The sequence below is a fragment of the Arthrobacter sp. DNA4 genome (assembly GCF_024362385.1).
GTDB lineage: Bacteria > Actinomycetota > Actinomycetes > Actinomycetales > Micrococcaceae > Arthrobacter.
The window spans coordinates 4,374,260-4,389,430 of the sequence record NZ_CP101466.1; the positions used below are offsets into that span (position 1 = coordinate 4,374,260).

The following is a 15,171-nucleotide window of genomic DNA, read 5'->3' on the forward strand; positions in this document are numbered from 1 at the left end:
GAAAAATCCTAGGGCGCATGGTGGTCTACCGGTTCGTGGACCACCAGCATGTCCTCGTCCAGCTCCCCGTCCGGGAAGAAGCAGGCGAACTGCTGGTCAGTGGCGGAGGACGCCGATTCCAGGGGCGGTTCAAGGGTGAGGCACTTCTCCTGCTTGGCCGGCGGGAGTGCGGCGAAGACGGGACAGCGGGTGGCAAAATTGCAGCCCTTCGGTGCCTGCAGCGGCGAGGGCAGGTCGCCCTGGAGGATGATGCGTTCGCGGGTGCGTTCCAGCTGGGGGTCCGGCACCGGAATCGCGGAGAGGAGGGCGCGGGTGTAGGGATGGCGGGGATTGTCGAACACCCGTTCCACGGCGCCGATCTCCACGATCTTTCCCAGGTACATGACAGCCACGCGGTTGGAGATGTGGCGGACCACGGAGAGATCGTGCGCCACGAGCAGGTAGCTCAGGCCCAGTTCGGCGCGCAGGTGGTCCAGCAGGTTGATGACACCGGCCTGGACGGAGACGTCGAGGGCCGAGACGGGCTCGTCCAGGACCACCAGCTTGGGGTTCACCGCCAGTGCGCGGGCTATCCCGATCCGCTGGCGCTGGCCGCCGGAGAACTGGTTGGGGAAGCGGTTGACGTGGTCCGGCTGCAGGCCCACGAGCTTCATCAGCTCCATGATCCGCTTCCTGACCGCTGCCCGGTCCATCCCCGCGTTCTGCAGGGGCTCGGCAAGGACTTCGTACACCGTGAACCGCGGATCCAGTGCGCCCGTGGGGTCCTGGAACACCATCTGGAGTTCGCGTCGCATTTTGGCTTTGGTCCTGGCATCGGCTGCCTGCTTGTTGCTCAGGCCGCCAATCACCACCTCACCGTCCTGGTCCGGATGGAACTCCATGATCTCCAGGAGCGTGGTGGTCTTTCCCGATCCCGATTCGCCCACGATGGAGAAGCATTCGCCTTCGCGGATATCGAAGCTCAGGCCGTCCACGGCCTTAACAGTGCCGATCCTTCGCTTGATCAGGGCGCCCCTGGTCAGCGGGAAGTGCTTCCGCACGTCCGTGAGCTGCAGGACGGTGGACCGTTCCTCCCTGGGAATGGCGTCGAAGCGGGACACCGGCACGGGCGGGGCGGCGAATACGTCGTGCACATCCACGGTTCCGCCGAGTGAGCCGGACTTGATGCAGGCCGCGCGGTGTTGGGCGCCGTCGTCAACGGTTGCCAGTGCGGGCTCGCCGTCCAGGCAGGCCTCCGAGGCCAGGGGGCAGCGGGGAGCGAACGAGCAGCCTGTGGGGGCGTGCAGCAGGTTGGGCGGCATGCCCTCGATGGGAACGAGAGAGGATTTCTCTGCCACATCCACGCGGGGAACGGCGCCCAGCAGGCCCATGGTGTAGGGCATCCGCGGGTTGTAGTAGATGTCATCCACGGCACCGGTTTCCACCGGCCTGCCTGCGTACATGACCATGATGTCGTCTGCCATCCCGGCCACCACGCCAAGATCGTGCGTGATCATGACGACGGCGGCTCCGGTCTCCTCCTGCGCCGTGTGGAGCACCTCAAGGACCTGGGCCTGGATGGTGACGTCCAGGGCCGTGGTGGGCTCATCGGCAATCAGGACGCGGGGGTTGTTGGCGATGGCGATGGCGATCATCACGCGCTGGCGCATGCCGCCGGAAAATTCGTGCGGGAAGGCCTTGAGCCTGTCCTTGGGGCTGGGAATCCCCACCATGGCCAGAAGTTCGACGGCGCGGGCTTCCTTGGCGGTCCGGCTCATGGTGGGGTGGTGGATAGTGAGTGCTTCGATGATCTGGGTGCCCACGGTGAACACCGGGGTGAGGGATGACAGCGGGTCCTGGAAGACCATGGCGAGGTCGTTGCCGCGGTACTTGCACATGTCCTTGTCGCTGAGCCCCAGCAGCTCGCGGCCCTTGAGCCGGACGGAGCCGGAGACCTGGGCCGTGGGCGGGAGCAGCCCCATGATGGCCAGGGACGTCACGGACTTGCCGGACCCCGATTCGCCGACGATGCCGAGCGTCTTGCCCGGCATCAGGTCGAAGTCGACGCCACGGACGGCGTGCACGACACCGTTCTCCGTGTTGAAGCGGACGTTCAGGTCGCGGATCGACAGGACGGCGTCGCCGGGGGCGTGCAGCCCTGCCACGTGCAGGCGCTCCACGGTTGGACGTGATGAATCCGTGGCTCCGGTGGTGGTTTCGCTGCTCATGCCGCCTTCTTTTCCGCGGTGATCTTCCGGGTTTTGGCTTTCTTTGCTTTGCCGCTGGATGTGGAGCTGGGGTCAAAAGCGTCGCGCAGGCCATCGTTCATCATGGCCAGGGAGCCGGTCAGCAGGAACATCACGGTGAGCGGCACCCAGAACATCCAGGGGAAAGTCTGCACCTGGGAGGTGGCCTGGCCGATCAGCACGCCCAGGCTCACGTCCGGGACCTTGATGCCGATGCCGATGAAGGAGAAGGCGACCTCGGCCAGGATGGCTGCGGTGACGCCGCGGGTGATGTCCAGGATCAGCAGCGAGCCGATGTTCGGCACCAGGTGCCGCCAGACGATCCGGCGCGGCGGGACACCCATGTATTGGGCCGCCTTGACGAAGTCACGCTGCATCAGCGACATGGACATGGAGCGGATCAGGCGGGCGGTGCCCATCCAGCTGAACACCAGCAGGACGATGATGAGCAGAAGCCACGAGGGAAGGTCGCGTTTCAGGCCGGCACCGCCGCCGCTGGTTGCTACAGCAACCACCAGGAGCGCCGGCATCATGATCAGCGCTTCGAGGATGAACAGCATGACCTTGTCCACCTTGCCGCCGAAGTAGGCCATGGTGCAGCCGTAGACCGCGGCGATCAGGACCGACACCAGGCCCACCACCAGGCCGATCAGGATGGAGATCCTGGTGCCCTCCACGGTCATGGCGTACAGGTCGATCCCTGCCTGCGACGTCCCGAGGTAGTGGTCGGCCGACGGGGGCATGCCGATGTTGAAGGGGTCGATGGTTTCCTTGTCCCATTGGGTGAAGAAACCGCCGATGAACGAGAAAACGGTCAGGGCCAGGAAGATGGCCAGGCTTACCACGGCGGTCTTGTTGCGCAGGAAGCGGCGGAAGATGATGGTGGTTTTGCCAATGACGACGTCGGCGCTTTCCAGGTGCGCGTCCTGCGCCACTGCTGCCGGGTCAACGGCGTTCAGGTTGGTCATGGCTACTGCACCCGCACTCTCGGGTCGACAAGCGTGGTGGCGAAGTCCGCGAGGATGGCGCCCAGGGCGAAGATTACGGAGCCGTATGCCAGGGTGGCCGTGGCCGCGTTGACGTCCTGCAGCGAGATGGCGTCGATGCTCCAGGACCCCACGCCTGGCCAGGCGAAGATCTTTTCGGCGAAGAAGCCGCCGGCGAAGATGGCCGGGATGGTGAAGGCGATGCTCTGGGCCACCGGAATGAACGAAACGCGCAGTGCGTGCCGGGCAATGGCCTGGTTGCGGGTCAGCCCCTTGGCGCGTGCAGTGCGGACAAAGTCGGCGTTCACGTTGTCCAGCAGGTATTGCCGCTGGGCAATCTGGTACGCGCCCCACCCCACAAGGGTGATGGCCACCGTGGGGACTGCATAGTGGGCCAGCATGTCCACGAACTGGGCCCAGCCCGGCGCGATGCCGGGGGTGGAGATGCCGGTGACGAAGAAGATCCGGTCGCCCACGGATTCGTTGATGTTGATGGCGCCCAGCTGCACCAGGAAGTAGGCGATGGGTGCCGGCACGATGTAGGCGAGGTAGCTGTAGGACGTGATGACCCGGTCCTGGAACTTGTACTGGCGTGCCGCCGAATAGACGCCGAGCGCGACGCCGATGACCAGGGTCAGGATGATGGACGCCAGGAAGAGCCGGGTGGAAATCCAGACCCGGTCCCCGAACTCGGCGTTGATGTAGGCGCCGTTGGGGCTGCGGCCCCAGTCCCAGCGGGTGACGATTCCGGTGAGCCAGTCAACGTAGCGCTCCCACGGGCTGAGATCCGGGTCCAGGCCCTTCAGCCGCATGGAATTGGCCACCTGCTCCGGGGTGGGCCGGGGGATCCGTTCCTGCTCGAGCAGCGCCGGCTTGAGCGAGCTGACGGCCAGGAAGTAGCCGGCGGACGTGGTGAGGAAGATCATCACCACATAGGTGATGGCGCGCTTGGCGAGGTACTTGAGCATGGGCGCTGCTGGATCCTTCCGTCTTCCCCGGACAAGCACGGGTTGTGCCGCCTCACCGGGTCCTGCACCAGCGGGTAGCTGGCCTCCCGCAGCCCTTAGGGCGGGTCCTGGTGGACTATGTCGCGGGTCACATTCCAGAGGAAACTATCACAAGCCCCAAGCCGAAAAGTGCCGGAATCCCCGGAAATTGGACGCGCCGTATCAGATCGTTATGAATAGTTCTGTGAAGCCCGCGTGACTGGACGCGGGAGCATTCCATCACGTAACCTACGCGCCCGTGACAACCCGTGTCACAAGGTCACGCCATGATGTTGCCAGCCGTTCGCGTGTCACGCCATGTTCACGGATAAGGTGCAGGAGCCGCTTGGGGTCGAGGGTGGCGTTGAGGGATCCGGCCATCAGCCAGGGTTCCGGGGAGTCGATTCCACCTTCGCGCAGCAGCATCTCCACATGCCGGTCCCAGAGGGCGGCGGCGGGTACTTCGAACTTTCCCCTGGAAGCATTTCCGGCAGCAAGCACCAGGTCCCCATATTCCACCACGTAGGCGATCCGCTCGGTTCCGAAGGCGATCAGCCGGTCGAGCGGCGGAGCACCGGGCCCCAGTGGCGGCGGTCCGAACAGGAACCGGGCTTGAAACGCGGCCTCGGAGTCGTTCAGTAAGGAGAGCATCACCCCGGCCCGGCTGCCAAAGCGGCGGAAGACAGTGCCCTTGCCCACGCCGGCCTGCCCGGCCAGGCGGTCCATGGTGAGCGCAGCGGCTCCGCCCTGCTCGATCAGTTCCCGGGCAGCCAGCAGGAGGCGCTCCCGGTTCCGGGCAGCATCGCTGCGTTCCGCGGCCGTTGCCGGGGCCATACCCGGCCGCACTGGGATGGAACTCACACAGACAGTGTAAGCATGGGGAATACAACCGGACTACGGTCCGTTTAGTCTGGTGAAGGCTCCGCGAGCCTGAAGTTTGACCGATAGCGGCCCCCGCCGCTCCCCTAGCCAGGAGTTCCCATGACCAAGAGCACCGTACTTACCCTTGTCGGCAGCCTCCGCGCCGAGTCCACCAACCAGAAGCTGGCCGAAGCCATCCAGCTCAACGCCCCGGAGCAGGTGGACGTGGTGATCCACGAGAGCCTCGGCAACATCCCGTTCTACAACGAGGACATCGACGTCGAGGGCCAGGTCCCTGCCGCCGCCGCAGCCCTGCGCGCCGCAGCCGAAGAAGCCGACACCGTCCTGCTGGTCACCCCCGAGCACAACGGCACGGTTCCTGCCGCCCTGAAGAACGCCATTGACTGGCTGTCCCGCCCCTTCGGCGCCGGCGCCCTGGCAGGCAAGCCCACCGCCGTCGTGGGCACCGCGTTTGGCCAGTACGGCGGCGTCTGGGCCCAGGATGAGGCCCGCAAGGCCGCCGGCATTGCAGGGGCCCGGATCCTGGAGGACGTCAAGCTCGCCGTCCCGGGTTCCATGGTGCGCTTCGCCGAAGTCCACCCCAAGGACGACGCCGAGGTTGTAGAGCAGATCAAGGGCATCTTCGACACCCTTGCCGCAGCAGCTCCCGCCGCCTAGTCCCCCGCGGCGCAGCGCCCGGCACGCCTCCCGCGTGCCGGGCGCTGCTGCATCCGGCGTTGCGGGGTTGCCGTGACCAACTCTTGTCCCAACCGGTACCGTGCGGACATCTCCGCCGGCAGGCGCCGCCGTAGCGTTAATCCCCTGGACCTACCGGATCGGATTGCGGTGCCGCATGGCAAAAAGATGGAGCGGGGACGGGCGTGGGCGCGGTGCCCTGGCTGCGGTGGCCGGCTGCCTGGCGCTTCTGCTCTCCGGCTGCACGGCCATCGGGGGCAGCGCCGGATCCAGCGAGGCCCCGCTGGCCCTCCTTCCCGCCACGGTGCCGGCTACCCCTTCCACCGGTACGGCCGGAGCAACAGGGGAAAGACCGGACAGTCCGCCCGCCCCTCCGGACCCCGGTGCCAATGCCGGGCCAACGGCTCCCCCGGTGACGGCATATTTCGTGATGGTGGACGACGGCGGCAGGCACGGCGTCCGCTTCGGCTGCAATGACAGCCTGGTTGGCTCCGGCCAGCCGGGAGGCACCGGGGACGCCCGGCTCAAGGCGGCAATCGGCGCCCTGCTGGGTGGCGGCCGCCCGCCCGTGAACGCCTACAACGCGCTGGGCTCTTCCCGGCTGACGTTCCTCTCCGGGAGCTTCGACGGAACCACTGTCAGGGTCTACCTTTCGGGAACGCTGAACCAGGGCGGAACATGCGACCTTCCCAGGATCGAGGCCCAGCTCACCCAGACCGCCCTCGAAGCCGTGGGTGCCGTCAGGGCCGACATCTACATCAATGGGGAAACGCTGGCGGACTATCTGAGCCTGGATTAGCGCTTCGCAAGCCGCGCATCCCCTTGAAACATATGTTGCCTTGGAAGCAACAACGGGCTGTATCCTGACTTTGTGACCCACGAAACACTTGACGCCTCCGCCGGAACGCTGCCCGCCGAAGCCATCGATGCGATCGAGCGCGCGGCCACGTCCGCCCACCGCCACGAGGGACTGTTTTCCGAGCGGGCGGCCAACATCCGCCAGTCGGCCGTCCGGGATGTTTTCGACATCTCGATGCGCCCCGGACTGGTTTCCCTGGCGGGGGGAAGCCCGTACCTGCAGTCACTTCCCCTGGACCGCCTCGCAGCGACGGCGGCGAAAATCATTGCCGACGACGGACTCACGGCCCTTCAATATGGCGCCGGGCAGGGAACCGCGGAGCTCCGGGCGCAGATCTGCGAGGTCATGGCCGCCGAGGGAATCCTGGATGCCCTGCCGCAGAACGTGGTGATCACCGCCGGCTCACAGTCGGCCCAGGACGTGGCCACCAAGCTCTTCTGCAATCCGGGAGACGTGGTCCTGGTGGAGGATCCCACCTACGTCGGCGCACTGAACACCTTTGAGGCCTACCAGGTGCGGGTGGAGACCGTGGAGATGGACCAGTACGGCCTGGTCCCGGAGCTTCTGGAGGCGCGGATCGCGGCGCTGCAGCTCGCGGGCAAGAGCATCAAGTTCCTCTACACCATCCCCAACTTCAACAATCCCTCAGGGATCACGCTGGCCCGGGAACGGCGCCAGCAGGTGGTCGATATATGCCGCAGGGCGAATATTCTGGTTCTTGAGGACAACCCCTACGGACTGCTGCGCTTTGAAGGTGAACCCTTGCCTCCCCTGCGCGCAGCCAACCCGGACGACGTCATCTACCTCGGTTCCTTTTCCAAGATCTTCGCCCCCGGCCTCCGCATCGGCTGGGCCCTGGTGCCTGAGCACCTGCAGCGCCGGTACTACCTCGCCGCGGAATCGGTGACGCTCTGCCCGCCGGCCCTGAACCAGATGCTGGTGTCCGCCTACCTGCGCGACTACGACTGGAAAGGCCAGATCGAAACCTACCGCGGGCTGTATGCCGAACGCTGCCGCGCCATGCTGGCAGCGCTCAAGGAGTACATGCCGGCGGGGACCACCTGGACCAGCCCGCAGGGGGGCTTCTTCGTCTGGGTGACCCTGCCCGAAGGTGTTGACACCTACCCGCTGCTGCACAAGGCGATCGATGCCGGCGTCGTGTTTATCCCCGGCGCCGCCTTCACGCCGTCGGACGAGCCGTCCAACAAGCTGCGGCTCGCGTTCAGCGCCGTTCCCTCCGACGCTATCGCCGAGGGGGTGCGCCGATTGGCGCCGGTGCTGCAGGAAGCCATGGCGGCGCTGTAGCGTAAGCCACACGAACGCCGAAAACCGAGCAAAGGAGCATGCATATGGGTGGAATCATCGTTGTAGGGGTTGACGGCAGCGAGACCGCGAAGAGGGCGGCGGAGTCGGCCCGGAACCTGGCTGCAGGACTGGGCGCTTCACTGCACGTCGTGTCAGCCTTCGACAGCGACCGGACCGAGGTCTTCGGCAGCGGCAGCGACCGGTGGATCGTGTCCGACGCCGACGCCGCAGAGCAGGTGGCACGGACCGTGGCTGAGTCGCTGGGCCGCGACGTCCCGGTTACGTATTCGGCAGCCCGCGGACGGCCCGCAGACGCCCTCATCAAGGAAGCCGTCCGCATGGATGCCCGCGTGATCGTCGTGGGAAACCGGCGCATGCACGGCATCGGCCGGGTCCTTGGCAGCGTGGCCAACAGCGTGGCCCACAACGCCCCGTGCGACGTGTACATCGCCAACACCTACGACGCCGACTAACGCGCGGAAGCCCTCCTGGGGTAACGCAGGACACCCCCCGTGGTGGCGGATATCGCTGCGGGGGGTGTCCGTTCTCACCGCCATATCACCGTTTCAGCTGCTGGCGCAACGATAAAATTGAATGGGCCCCCAAAGGCGTGGACACTGCCGAATCCACCTCCAGCGAAGGGCTCCCCTTGATCACCTTGCAGCGCCGCCAGCTTGTTGGCCACGACATCCTCCTGGCCCGCCACGGCAACCACATCAGCTCCATGCGGGTGGACCGCAGCAATGACCGGGTGGTTGCGCTCCTTGATGACGGCAGCCTGGACAGCGCACCGAACCTCATAACCCCCGGGCTCCAGCTTCCGCAGACCGTGCGCAGCGTCCTGCGCGAGGACTGGAAGCTCCTGAGCGCCTGGGCCGGCATGGCCGCGCTCATGGGCGGCCTGATGACCGCAGCCGCTGTTGTGCTGGGAACCACCGCGGATCCGGCCATGCTCGAGGCTTTCACGGCATACGCCGCCTACTAGGCCCGTTTCGGCGCGTGGACGTTCAGGCCACCAGCCAGCCCTGCAGCAGCCACCAGATCCCGGCCATCACCAGGCCGCCGAAGAGCGATCCGGCCACCACCTGGGCCAGGGAGTGGGCCCGCAGCACCACCCGTGACCAGCTGACTGCCGGGATCAGGAGCAGCAGCGGTGCCCACGCGGCGCCGAGCATCAGCACGGATACGACGGCGGCGCAGGACACGGCAGCGGCGTGGCCGCTCATCTTCCAGAACGGACTGACCACAGCCAGTACCGCCACGCCCCCCACCACCGCCAGGACCATCGCAAAGACGCTCTCCGGCGCATCCACGGCGCCCAGTACAAGCAGCCCCACAGCGATGCAGCCCAGCGCCATCAGCAGCACGGGTGCACGCTGCTTCCGGTCGCTTACATGGTGGTCCGTGACCTTGCCCAGCCTGACCAGGACCAGCAGCACCATCAGCGGAAGCACGCACACGAAGAGGGCCGCCAGCGCGCCGTAGCCGATGGTTTCCGGGAAACCCGGCTGGGCCAGCGGGCTGATCAGCAGCTGCAGGGAAACCACCACGGGAGGCTGGAAGACCTCCGTCAGCCACCTGGCTGTGCGGTTCCTGGCCCGGATTACGTCGTTGTTTACTGCCACGTCCTGACCCGGCGCCCTAGTCCAGGAGGAGCGCGGGCTCCTCCAGGATGGCTGCGACGTCGGCCATGAAACGGGCGGACAGGTCACCATCCACCACGCGGTGGTCGAAGGATCCCCCGAGCGTGGTGATCCAGCGGGGAATCACCTCTCCGTCCAGGACCCAGGGCTTCTGCTTGATGGTTCCGAAGGCAACGATGGCCACCTCGCCCGGATTGATGATCGGCGTACCGGTGTCGATGCCCAGGGCGCCGATGTTGGTGATGGTCAGTGTCCCGCCCTGCATCTGCGCCGGCTGCGTCTTCCCGGCCCTGGCCGTGGTGGCCAGGTCGTTCAGCGCCAGGGCCAGCTCCTTCAAGGACAGGTCCTGCGCGTTCTTGATGTTGGGCACCATGAGGCCGCGCGGAGTGGCCGCGGCAATGCCCAGGTTCATGAAGTGCTTGACCTGGATCTCGGCGCTGCCGTCCTCGTTGTCCACCCAGGCTGCGTTCACGCTGGGGTTCCTCGCGGCGGCCCAGATGACGGCCTTGGCCAGGATGAGCAGCGGCGAGACCTTGATGCCCTCGAAGTCCCGGGAGGCCTTGAGCCGCTTGACGAATTCCATGGTGCGGCTGGCGTCGACGTCCACGAAGATGCTCACATGCGGTGCTGCGAACGCCGATTCCACCATGGCCTTTGCCGTGGCCTTGCGGACGCCCTTGACCGGAATGCTTTCCACGCGCTGGTCCTGCGGCTTCCCGGCCTTGCCCCAGAAACCGTCCGCCTTGTCCAGTTCGGCGTCGCGCTGCGCCTGGTAGCTCACCAGGTCCTCGCGCGTCACCTCGCCGCGGGAACCGGTGGCCACGACGTCAGCGAGGTCGATGCCCAGGTCGCGGGCAATCTTGCGGACCGGGGGCTTGGCCAGCACCCGGTTGACCAGGCCCGTGATGGTGCCGCCAAGGGTTGGGCGGGCGTCGACGGCGGCAGGTTCGGCGGCGGAAACTTCGGCGGGCGTGCGGGGCTGGACAGGTTCAACTTCGGGGGCGTTGAAGGTCACGGCAGCAGCCGGTGCAGTCTTCCGGGGACGCCGCTTGACGGCGTCGGCCTTGGGTCCTGAACCCACCAGGGGAGCGGCGGACGGGGTTCCTTCACTCCCGGTCTCCCCCGCATCCGCTGACAGCTTGCCGTAGAGCGGCTGGGCAGGAAATTCAGCGGGAGTACCGGCGGCGGGGACGGCCTGGGGCGCGCGGACATCGGCGGGAGTGGGGTCGCCGGAAACTTCGTCGCTGACGCTGATGATGGCGGTCCCGACGTCGACAGTCACCCCTTCCTCCACCAGCAGTTCGGTGACTGTTCCGGCAAAGGGGGACGGCAGCTCCACGATCGACTTTGCGGTTTCGATCTCGCAGATGACGTCATTGACGGCGACGGTATCGCCGGGCTTGACCTTCCAGGAGACGACTTCCGCCTCGGTGAGGCCCTCGCCGACGTCGGGCAGGTTGAACTTGTTCAGGGTCATGGTGTCCTCAGTAGGAGAGGGCGCGGTCCAGCGCCTCCAGGATGCGGTCGATGTCCGGAAGGTAGTCTTCCTCCACCTTGGCAACGGGGTAGGGCATGTGGAACCCGCCGACGCGGATCACGGGCGCCTCAAGGGAGTGGAACGCCCGCTCGCTGATCCGGGCTGCGATCTCGCCGCCGATGCCGCCGAACGTGGGAGCCTCGTGCGTGACGATCAGCCGCCCGGTCTTTTGGACGGAGGCGGTGACGGTGTCGAAATCGATCGGGGAGATTGACCGGAGGTCGATGACCTCGACGCTCCTGCCGTCCTCCTCCGCTGCGTTCGCGGCTGCCAGCGCCACGGGCACCAAGGGGCCGTAGGCCACCACGGTGGCGTCGGTGCCCTCGCGAAGGACGTGGGCCTTGAACGGATCCTCCGACGGCCCGGGTGCCTCGACATCAACGTCGCCTTTGAGCCAGTAGCGGCGCTTGGGTTCGAAAACGATGACGGGGTCCTGGCATTCCACGGCCTGCTGGATCATCCAGTAGGCGTCATGCGGGTTGGACGGGGTGATGATGCGCAGGCCCGCCGTGTGGGCGAACAGTGCCTCCGGGGATTCGGAATGGTGTTCAATGGAGCCGATGCCCCCGCCATACGGAATCCGGATGACCACGGGCACGCTGAGGTTGCCGTTGCTGCGCGAATGGATTTTGGCGAGCTGGGTGGTGATCTGGTTGAAGCCGGGGAAGACGAAGCCGTCGAACTGGATCTCGCAGACCGGGCTGTATCCCCGGAGAGCCAGGCCGATGGCGGTGCCGATGATCCCGGACTCGGCCAGCGGCGTGTCCACCACGCGGTCCGGGCCAAACTCGCCGATCAGCCCGTCCGTGACCCGGTAGACGCCGCCCAGCGGCCCGATGTCCTCGCCCATCAGCAGCGATTTGGGGTGTGCGGCCAAAGTGGCGCGAAGGCCTTCGTTGATGGCCTTCGCGATGGTCATGGTGGTCATCAGTGGCCTGCCTTTGCTGCCTGCCCGGCGGACTCTTCCTCGCCGGCGAATCCTGCGCTGTATTCCTCGAACCACGCCAGTTCCTCGGCGACCAGCGGGTGCGCCTCCCTGTAGACGTTGGCGAAGGCCTGCCGGATATCCGGGTTTTCAAGGTCGTGGGCGGTACGCCGGACGTACGCGGCCAGTTCGTCGCCGTCGGCCTTGACCTTGGCGAAGTAGGCGTCGTCTGCAAGGCCCTCGGCACGCAGGTACTTCTCCAGGCGCGCCAGCGGGTCCTTGGCGCGCCATGCGTCTTCCTCCGCCGACTGCCGGTACTTGGTGGGATCGTCCGCCGTGGTATGCGCCCCGACCCTGTAGGTGAAGGCTTCGATGAGGACCGGCCCCTTGCCCTGGCGGGCGTGCTCCAGCGCCCACCCGGTGACGGCGTGCACGGCGATCACGTCATTTCCGTCGACCCGGATGCCGGGGAACCCGTAGCCCTTGGCCCGGTTGGACAGCGGAACCCGGGTCTGGACGTTGGTGGGCACGGAGATGGCCCAGTGGTTGTTCTGGCAGAAGAACACCACGGGGGCTTTGTAGGAGGAGGCGAACACCATTGACTCATGGACGTCGCCTTCCGAGCTGGCGCCATCGCCGAAGTACGCGATGACGGCCGCATCCGGCTCCCTGCCTGCCGGGTTCGATGCGGCGGCGAGCTTCTGGTCGCGCTGGATCCCCATCGCGTAGCCCACGGCGTGGAGGGTCTGTGCAGCCAGGACCAGCGTGTACAGGTGGAAGTTGGTGTCCTTGGGGTTCCAGCCGCCGTTGGAAACACCGCGGAACTGGCGCAGGAGTTCGGCCAGGTCCACGTTGCGCGTAAGGGCCACGCCGTGCTCGCGGTAGGTGGGGAAGATGTAGTCCTGCGGCTGGCTGGCCCTGCCCGATCCGATCTGTGCTGCCTCCTGGCCCGTCAGCGGGACCCAGAGCGCCAGTTGGCCCTGGCGCTGGAGGGCGGTCGCTTCGACGTCGAACCGGCGGATCGCGGCCATGTCCGCGTACAGGCCGCGGAGATCCTCAGGGGTGAGTTTGTCCGCGTAGTCGCTGAAGACCGGATCGGTGCCCAGTTTCCCGTCGGGACCGAGCAGCTGCACCATCTGGGCCGCGGGCTCGCCCATCACGGCTTCAGCATCGGCTTCCCGCTGGTCGTCTACCGCTGTTCCGTCGAACTCGGTGGAAGGCAGATGAGTGCCCATACCGTCTCCTTGCTTGCCGCATCCGGATGCAATGCAATGTCGCTGGGATATATGCCGCACGGGGAATACATTCCCGGCACGGCATATACATTGGCTTACTGATCCTAACTTTATCTTCGGTAAGTAGCGGGAGGGCTACTTGTTAAGTGCTAGGAAGTTGCGGGTGCCTTTGTATAGTCGGCACACAACTGGAGGAATCGGGTGTTCGCCTCGGGTTCTCCGATACTGACCCTCACGCCCTCTCCGGCGAATGCCCGGACGGACAGGGCGCGTGTCCCTGCCATCTCTGCGAAAGCGGTACTTTGGGCGCCAAGCGCGAGCCAGACGAAGTTTCCCTGGGCATCCGGGACCGCCCAGCCGAGGTCCCGGAGACCCTCGGTGACCCGGGTCCGCTCATCCACGAGTTTTTGTACCCTTTCCACAACCTGGGCATGGTTCTCGAGGGAAACGATTGCTGCCTTTTCAGCTATCTGGGAGACCGCAAAGGGTGTTGCGGCGACCCTTAAGTACTGGGTCAGTCCGGGGTTGGAGACGCTGTAGCCAACGCGTAGCCCGGCCAGGCCGTGCGCTTTGGAGAAAGTACGGAGCACCACCACGTTGGGATATTTCCGGTAAAGGTCGATCCCGTCCACGGCGTCCTCCGCCCTGACAAACTCCTGGTAGGCCTCATCGATGACCACCACAACGTCTGCCGGGATGGAGCGGATAAACGCTTCGGTTTCGGCTGCAGTAAGAGCCGGGCCGGTGGGGTTATTGGGCGTGCACAGCAGGATGACTTTGGTGCGGGCACTCACCGCGGCCGCCATGGCCTCCAGGTCATGCCGTCCCTCGGCGGTCACCGGGATGCGTACGCTCTCCGCCCCTGCCAGGCCCACGCTGATGGGGTACGCCTCAAAGGACCGCCACGCATAGATGACCTCGTCCGCTTTACCGTCCTCGTTCTGCCCGGCAAAAGCAGCCAGGATCTGGTTCAGGGCGCCCAGGCTTCCCGCTCCTGTGACGATGTCATCCGCCGGTACGCCCAGGAAATCCGCGAGCGCCGTGCGAAGCTTACTGCTCAGCGGGTCCGGGTACCGGTTGAAGTCCGTCTGGCCGGCGATGGCCTCGAGGACGGCCGGGATGGGCGGCAGCGGGTTTTCGTTGGAGGACAGCTTGTAGCTGGCAAGACCGCTGACGGCGGCCGGCGGTTTTCCTGCCGCGTAGCGCGGCAGCCGGTCCAGCACCGGGCGCGGTGCGATGCCGCCCGCCCTGGTATCAGATGAAGTCATGGCTCCTAGCCTACGTCCAACGTCCCGGGGGAATCCGGGGAGCCAGCCCCGAAAAATCGGGGCACGCCGCCGTCCTCCCCCGAGGAGCGGTATGGAAGCATGGTGCCATGGGTTCATTCATCCTTCGGGTCACCGTCAATGCCGCAGCCCTGTGGGTGGCCAGCTGGCTGCTGCCGGGAATGGACATCTCCAGCACAGCGGCATCTGATGCCGTAGCCAGGACCGGCATTTCACAGGACACCGGGACGATCGGCATTGTCCTGGCCTACCTGTTCATCGGCCTTATCTTCGGCGTGGTCAACGCCTTCGTGCGGCCGCTGGTGCGGCTCCTCGCGCTTCCGATCACCATCCTGACGCTTGGCTTGTTCGCCATCGTCATCAATGCCGCCATGCTGTACCTGACGGCCTGGATCAGCAGTTACACGCCGGTGCACCTCACGATCGATTCCTTCTTCTGGACTGCGCTGCTGGCCGCGGTCATCATCTCCCTGGTGTCCCTGGTGGCGGGTTTGCTGCCGGGCGGCAGGCGCTGACCCGGCAGATCGCCCCTCTTTCGAAGCCCCCGGGAAGCCTGCCCTACCAAGTAGGAGGACGGCGGCGAACAGGTACCCATTAGGTACGGCTCCCCGGAACAGCAGGAAAAAC

General features: G+C 66.0%; 15 protein-coding genes. 6 read left to right on the forward strand and 9 right to left on the reverse strand.

Going from position 1 to position 15,171, the window contains the following annotated elements; genetic code table 11:
- Window positions 1-8: 8 nt before the first annotated feature.
- From NMQ03_RS20210 to NMQ03_RS20225, 4 genes are all read right to left on the reverse strand, one after another.
- A complete protein-coding gene (locus tag NMQ03_RS20210; protein WP_255173689.1) occupies window positions 9-2,207 on the reverse strand; it encodes an ABC transporter ATP-binding protein in 2,199 nt (732 codons plus the stop codon).
- A complete protein-coding gene (locus NMQ03_RS20215; RefSeq protein WP_255173690.1) occupies window positions 2,204-3,193 on the reverse strand; it encodes an ABC transporter permease in 990 nt (329 codons plus the stop codon). Before NMQ03_RS20215 ends, NMQ03_RS20210 begins: the two co-directional genes overlap by 4 nt.
- 2 nt (window positions 3,194-3,195) lie before the next feature.
- Window positions 3,196-4,179, reverse strand: coding sequence for an ABC transporter permease (locus tag NMQ03_RS20220; protein WP_255173691.1), 984 nt, complete (start codon window positions 4,177-4,179; stop codon window positions 3,196-3,198).
- Window positions 4,180-4,446: 267 nt separating this feature from the next.
- Entirely contained in the window at window positions 4,447-5,031 is a 585-nt protein-coding gene (locus NMQ03_RS20225; protein ID WP_255175686.1) for a TetR/AcrR family transcriptional regulator, read from the reverse strand.
- Window positions 5,032-5,178: 147 nt separating this feature from the next.
- Here NMQ03_RS20225 and NMQ03_RS20230 point away from each other — a divergent pair, with 147 nt between their 5' ends.
- The 5 genes from NMQ03_RS20230 to NMQ03_RS20250 all read left to right on the forward strand — a co-directional run bounded on the left by NMQ03_RS20230 (window position 5,179) and on the right by NMQ03_RS20250 (window position 8,903).
- A complete protein-coding gene (locus NMQ03_RS20230) occupies window positions 5,179-5,736 on the forward strand; it encodes an NAD(P)H-dependent oxidoreductase (protein ID WP_159629654.1) in 558 nt (185 codons plus the stop codon).
- Between the two features lie 175 nt (window positions 5,737-5,911).
- Entirely contained in the window at window positions 5,912-6,553 is a 642-nt protein-coding gene (locus NMQ03_RS20235) for a GerMN domain-containing protein (protein WP_255173692.1), read from the forward strand.
- Between the two features lie 72 nt (window positions 6,554-6,625).
- Window positions 6,626-7,918 (forward strand): PLP-dependent aminotransferase family protein, encoded by a 1,293-nt coding sequence (locus tag NMQ03_RS20240; RefSeq protein ID WP_255173693.1) that lies wholly within the window; start codon window positions 6,626-6,628, stop codon window positions 7,916-7,918.
- A gap of 44 nt (window positions 7,919-7,962) precedes the next feature.
- Complete coding sequence (locus tag NMQ03_RS20245) at window positions 7,963-8,391, forward strand: universal stress protein (protein ID WP_159629650.1); 429 nt, start codon at window positions 7,963-7,965, stop codon at window positions 8,389-8,391.
- A gap of 176 nt (window positions 8,392-8,567) precedes the next feature.
- Window positions 8,568-8,903, forward strand: coding sequence for a hypothetical protein (locus NMQ03_RS20250; protein ID WP_159629648.1), 336 nt, complete (start codon window positions 8,568-8,570; stop codon window positions 8,901-8,903).
- Between the two features lie 22 nt (window positions 8,904-8,925).
- Here the strand turns inward: NMQ03_RS20250 and NMQ03_RS20255 are convergent, their stop codons facing one another.
- The 5 genes from NMQ03_RS20255 to NMQ03_RS20275 all read right to left on the reverse strand — a co-directional run bounded on the left by NMQ03_RS20255 (window position 8,926) and on the right by NMQ03_RS20275 (window position 14,526).
- Window positions 8,926-9,543 (reverse strand): phosphatase PAP2 family protein, encoded by a 618-nt coding sequence (locus tag NMQ03_RS20255; RefSeq protein WP_255173694.1) that lies wholly within the window; start codon window positions 9,541-9,543, stop codon window positions 8,926-8,928.
- Between the two features lie 16 nt (window positions 9,544-9,559).
- Window positions 9,560-11,038, reverse strand: coding sequence for a dihydrolipoamide acetyltransferase family protein (locus NMQ03_RS20260; RefSeq protein WP_255173695.1), 1,479 nt, complete (start codon window positions 11,036-11,038; stop codon window positions 9,560-9,562).
- Window positions 11,039-11,045: 7 nt separating this feature from the next.
- On the reverse strand, window positions 11,046-12,026 hold the full coding sequence (locus tag NMQ03_RS20265) for an alpha-ketoacid dehydrogenase subunit beta (RefSeq protein ID WP_255173696.1): 981 nt from the start codon (window positions 12,024-12,026) through the stop codon (window positions 11,046-11,048).
- Window positions 12,026-13,258 (reverse strand): pyruvate dehydrogenase (acetyl-transferring) E1 component subunit alpha, encoded by a 1,233-nt coding sequence (gene pdhA, locus NMQ03_RS20270; protein WP_255173697.1) that lies wholly within the window; start codon window positions 13,256-13,258, stop codon window positions 12,026-12,028. The genes NMQ03_RS20265 and pdhA overlap by 1 nt, the downstream gene beginning before the upstream one ends.
- A gap of 149 nt (window positions 13,259-13,407) precedes the next feature.
- Window positions 13,408-14,526, reverse strand: coding sequence for a histidinol-phosphate transaminase (locus tag NMQ03_RS20275; RefSeq protein ID WP_255173698.1), 1,119 nt, complete (start codon window positions 14,524-14,526; stop codon window positions 13,408-13,410).
- Window positions 14,527-14,633: 107 nt separating this feature from the next.
- Here NMQ03_RS20275 and NMQ03_RS20280 point away from each other — a divergent pair, with 107 nt between their 5' ends.
- On the forward strand, window positions 14,634-15,059 hold the full coding sequence (locus tag NMQ03_RS20280) for a phage holin family protein (RefSeq protein ID WP_255173699.1): 426 nt from the start codon (window positions 14,634-14,636) through the stop codon (window positions 15,057-15,059).
- Window positions 15,060-15,171 lie beyond the last annotated feature (112 nt).

Bases quoted from the DNA above. Each gene is read 5' to 3' on its own strand.
- NMQ03_RS20260 (WP_255173695.1), bottom strand. From the start codon at position 11,038: ATGACCCTGAACAAGTTCAACCTGCCCGACGTCGGCGAGGGCCTCACC.
- NMQ03_RS20215 (WP_255173690.1), bottom strand. From the start codon at position 3,193: ATGACCAACCTGAACGCCGTTGACCCGGCAGCAGTGGCGCAGGACGCG.
- NMQ03_RS20225 (WP_255175686.1), bottom strand. From the start codon at position 5,031: ATGGCCCCGGCAACGGCCGCGGAACGCAGCGATGCTGCCCGGAACCGG.
- NMQ03_RS20210 (WP_255173689.1), bottom strand. From the start codon at position 2,207: ATGAGCAGCGAAACCACCACCGGAGCCACGGATTCATCACGTCCAACC.
- NMQ03_RS20245 (WP_159629650.1), top strand. From the start codon at position 7,963: ATGGGTGGAATCATCGTTGTAGGGGTTGACGGCAGCGAGACCGCGAAG.
- NMQ03_RS20220 (WP_255173691.1), bottom strand. From the start codon at position 4,179: ATGCTCAAGTACCTCGCCAAGCGCGCCATCACCTATGTGGTGATGATC.
- NMQ03_RS20265 (WP_255173696.1), bottom strand. From the start codon at position 12,026: ATGACCACCATGACCATCGCGAAGGCCATCAACGAAGGCCTTCGCGCC.
- NMQ03_RS20235 (WP_255173692.1), top strand. From the start codon at position 5,912: ATGGCAAAAAGATGGAGCGGGGACGGGCGTGGGCGCGGTGCCCTGGCT.
- NMQ03_RS20230 (WP_159629654.1), top strand. From the start codon at position 5,179: ATGACCAAGAGCACCGTACTTACCCTTGTCGGCAGCCTCCGCGCCGAG.
- NMQ03_RS20275 (WP_255173698.1), bottom strand. From the start codon at position 14,526: ATGACTTCATCTGATACCAGGGCGGGCGGCATCGCACCGCGCCCGGTG.
- pdhA (WP_255173697.1), bottom strand. From the start codon at position 13,258: ATGGGCACTCATCTGCCTTCCACCGAGTTCGACGGAACAGCGGTAGAC.
- NMQ03_RS20280 (WP_255173699.1), top strand. From the start codon at position 14,634: ATGGGTTCATTCATCCTTCGGGTCACCGTCAATGCCGCAGCCCTGTGG.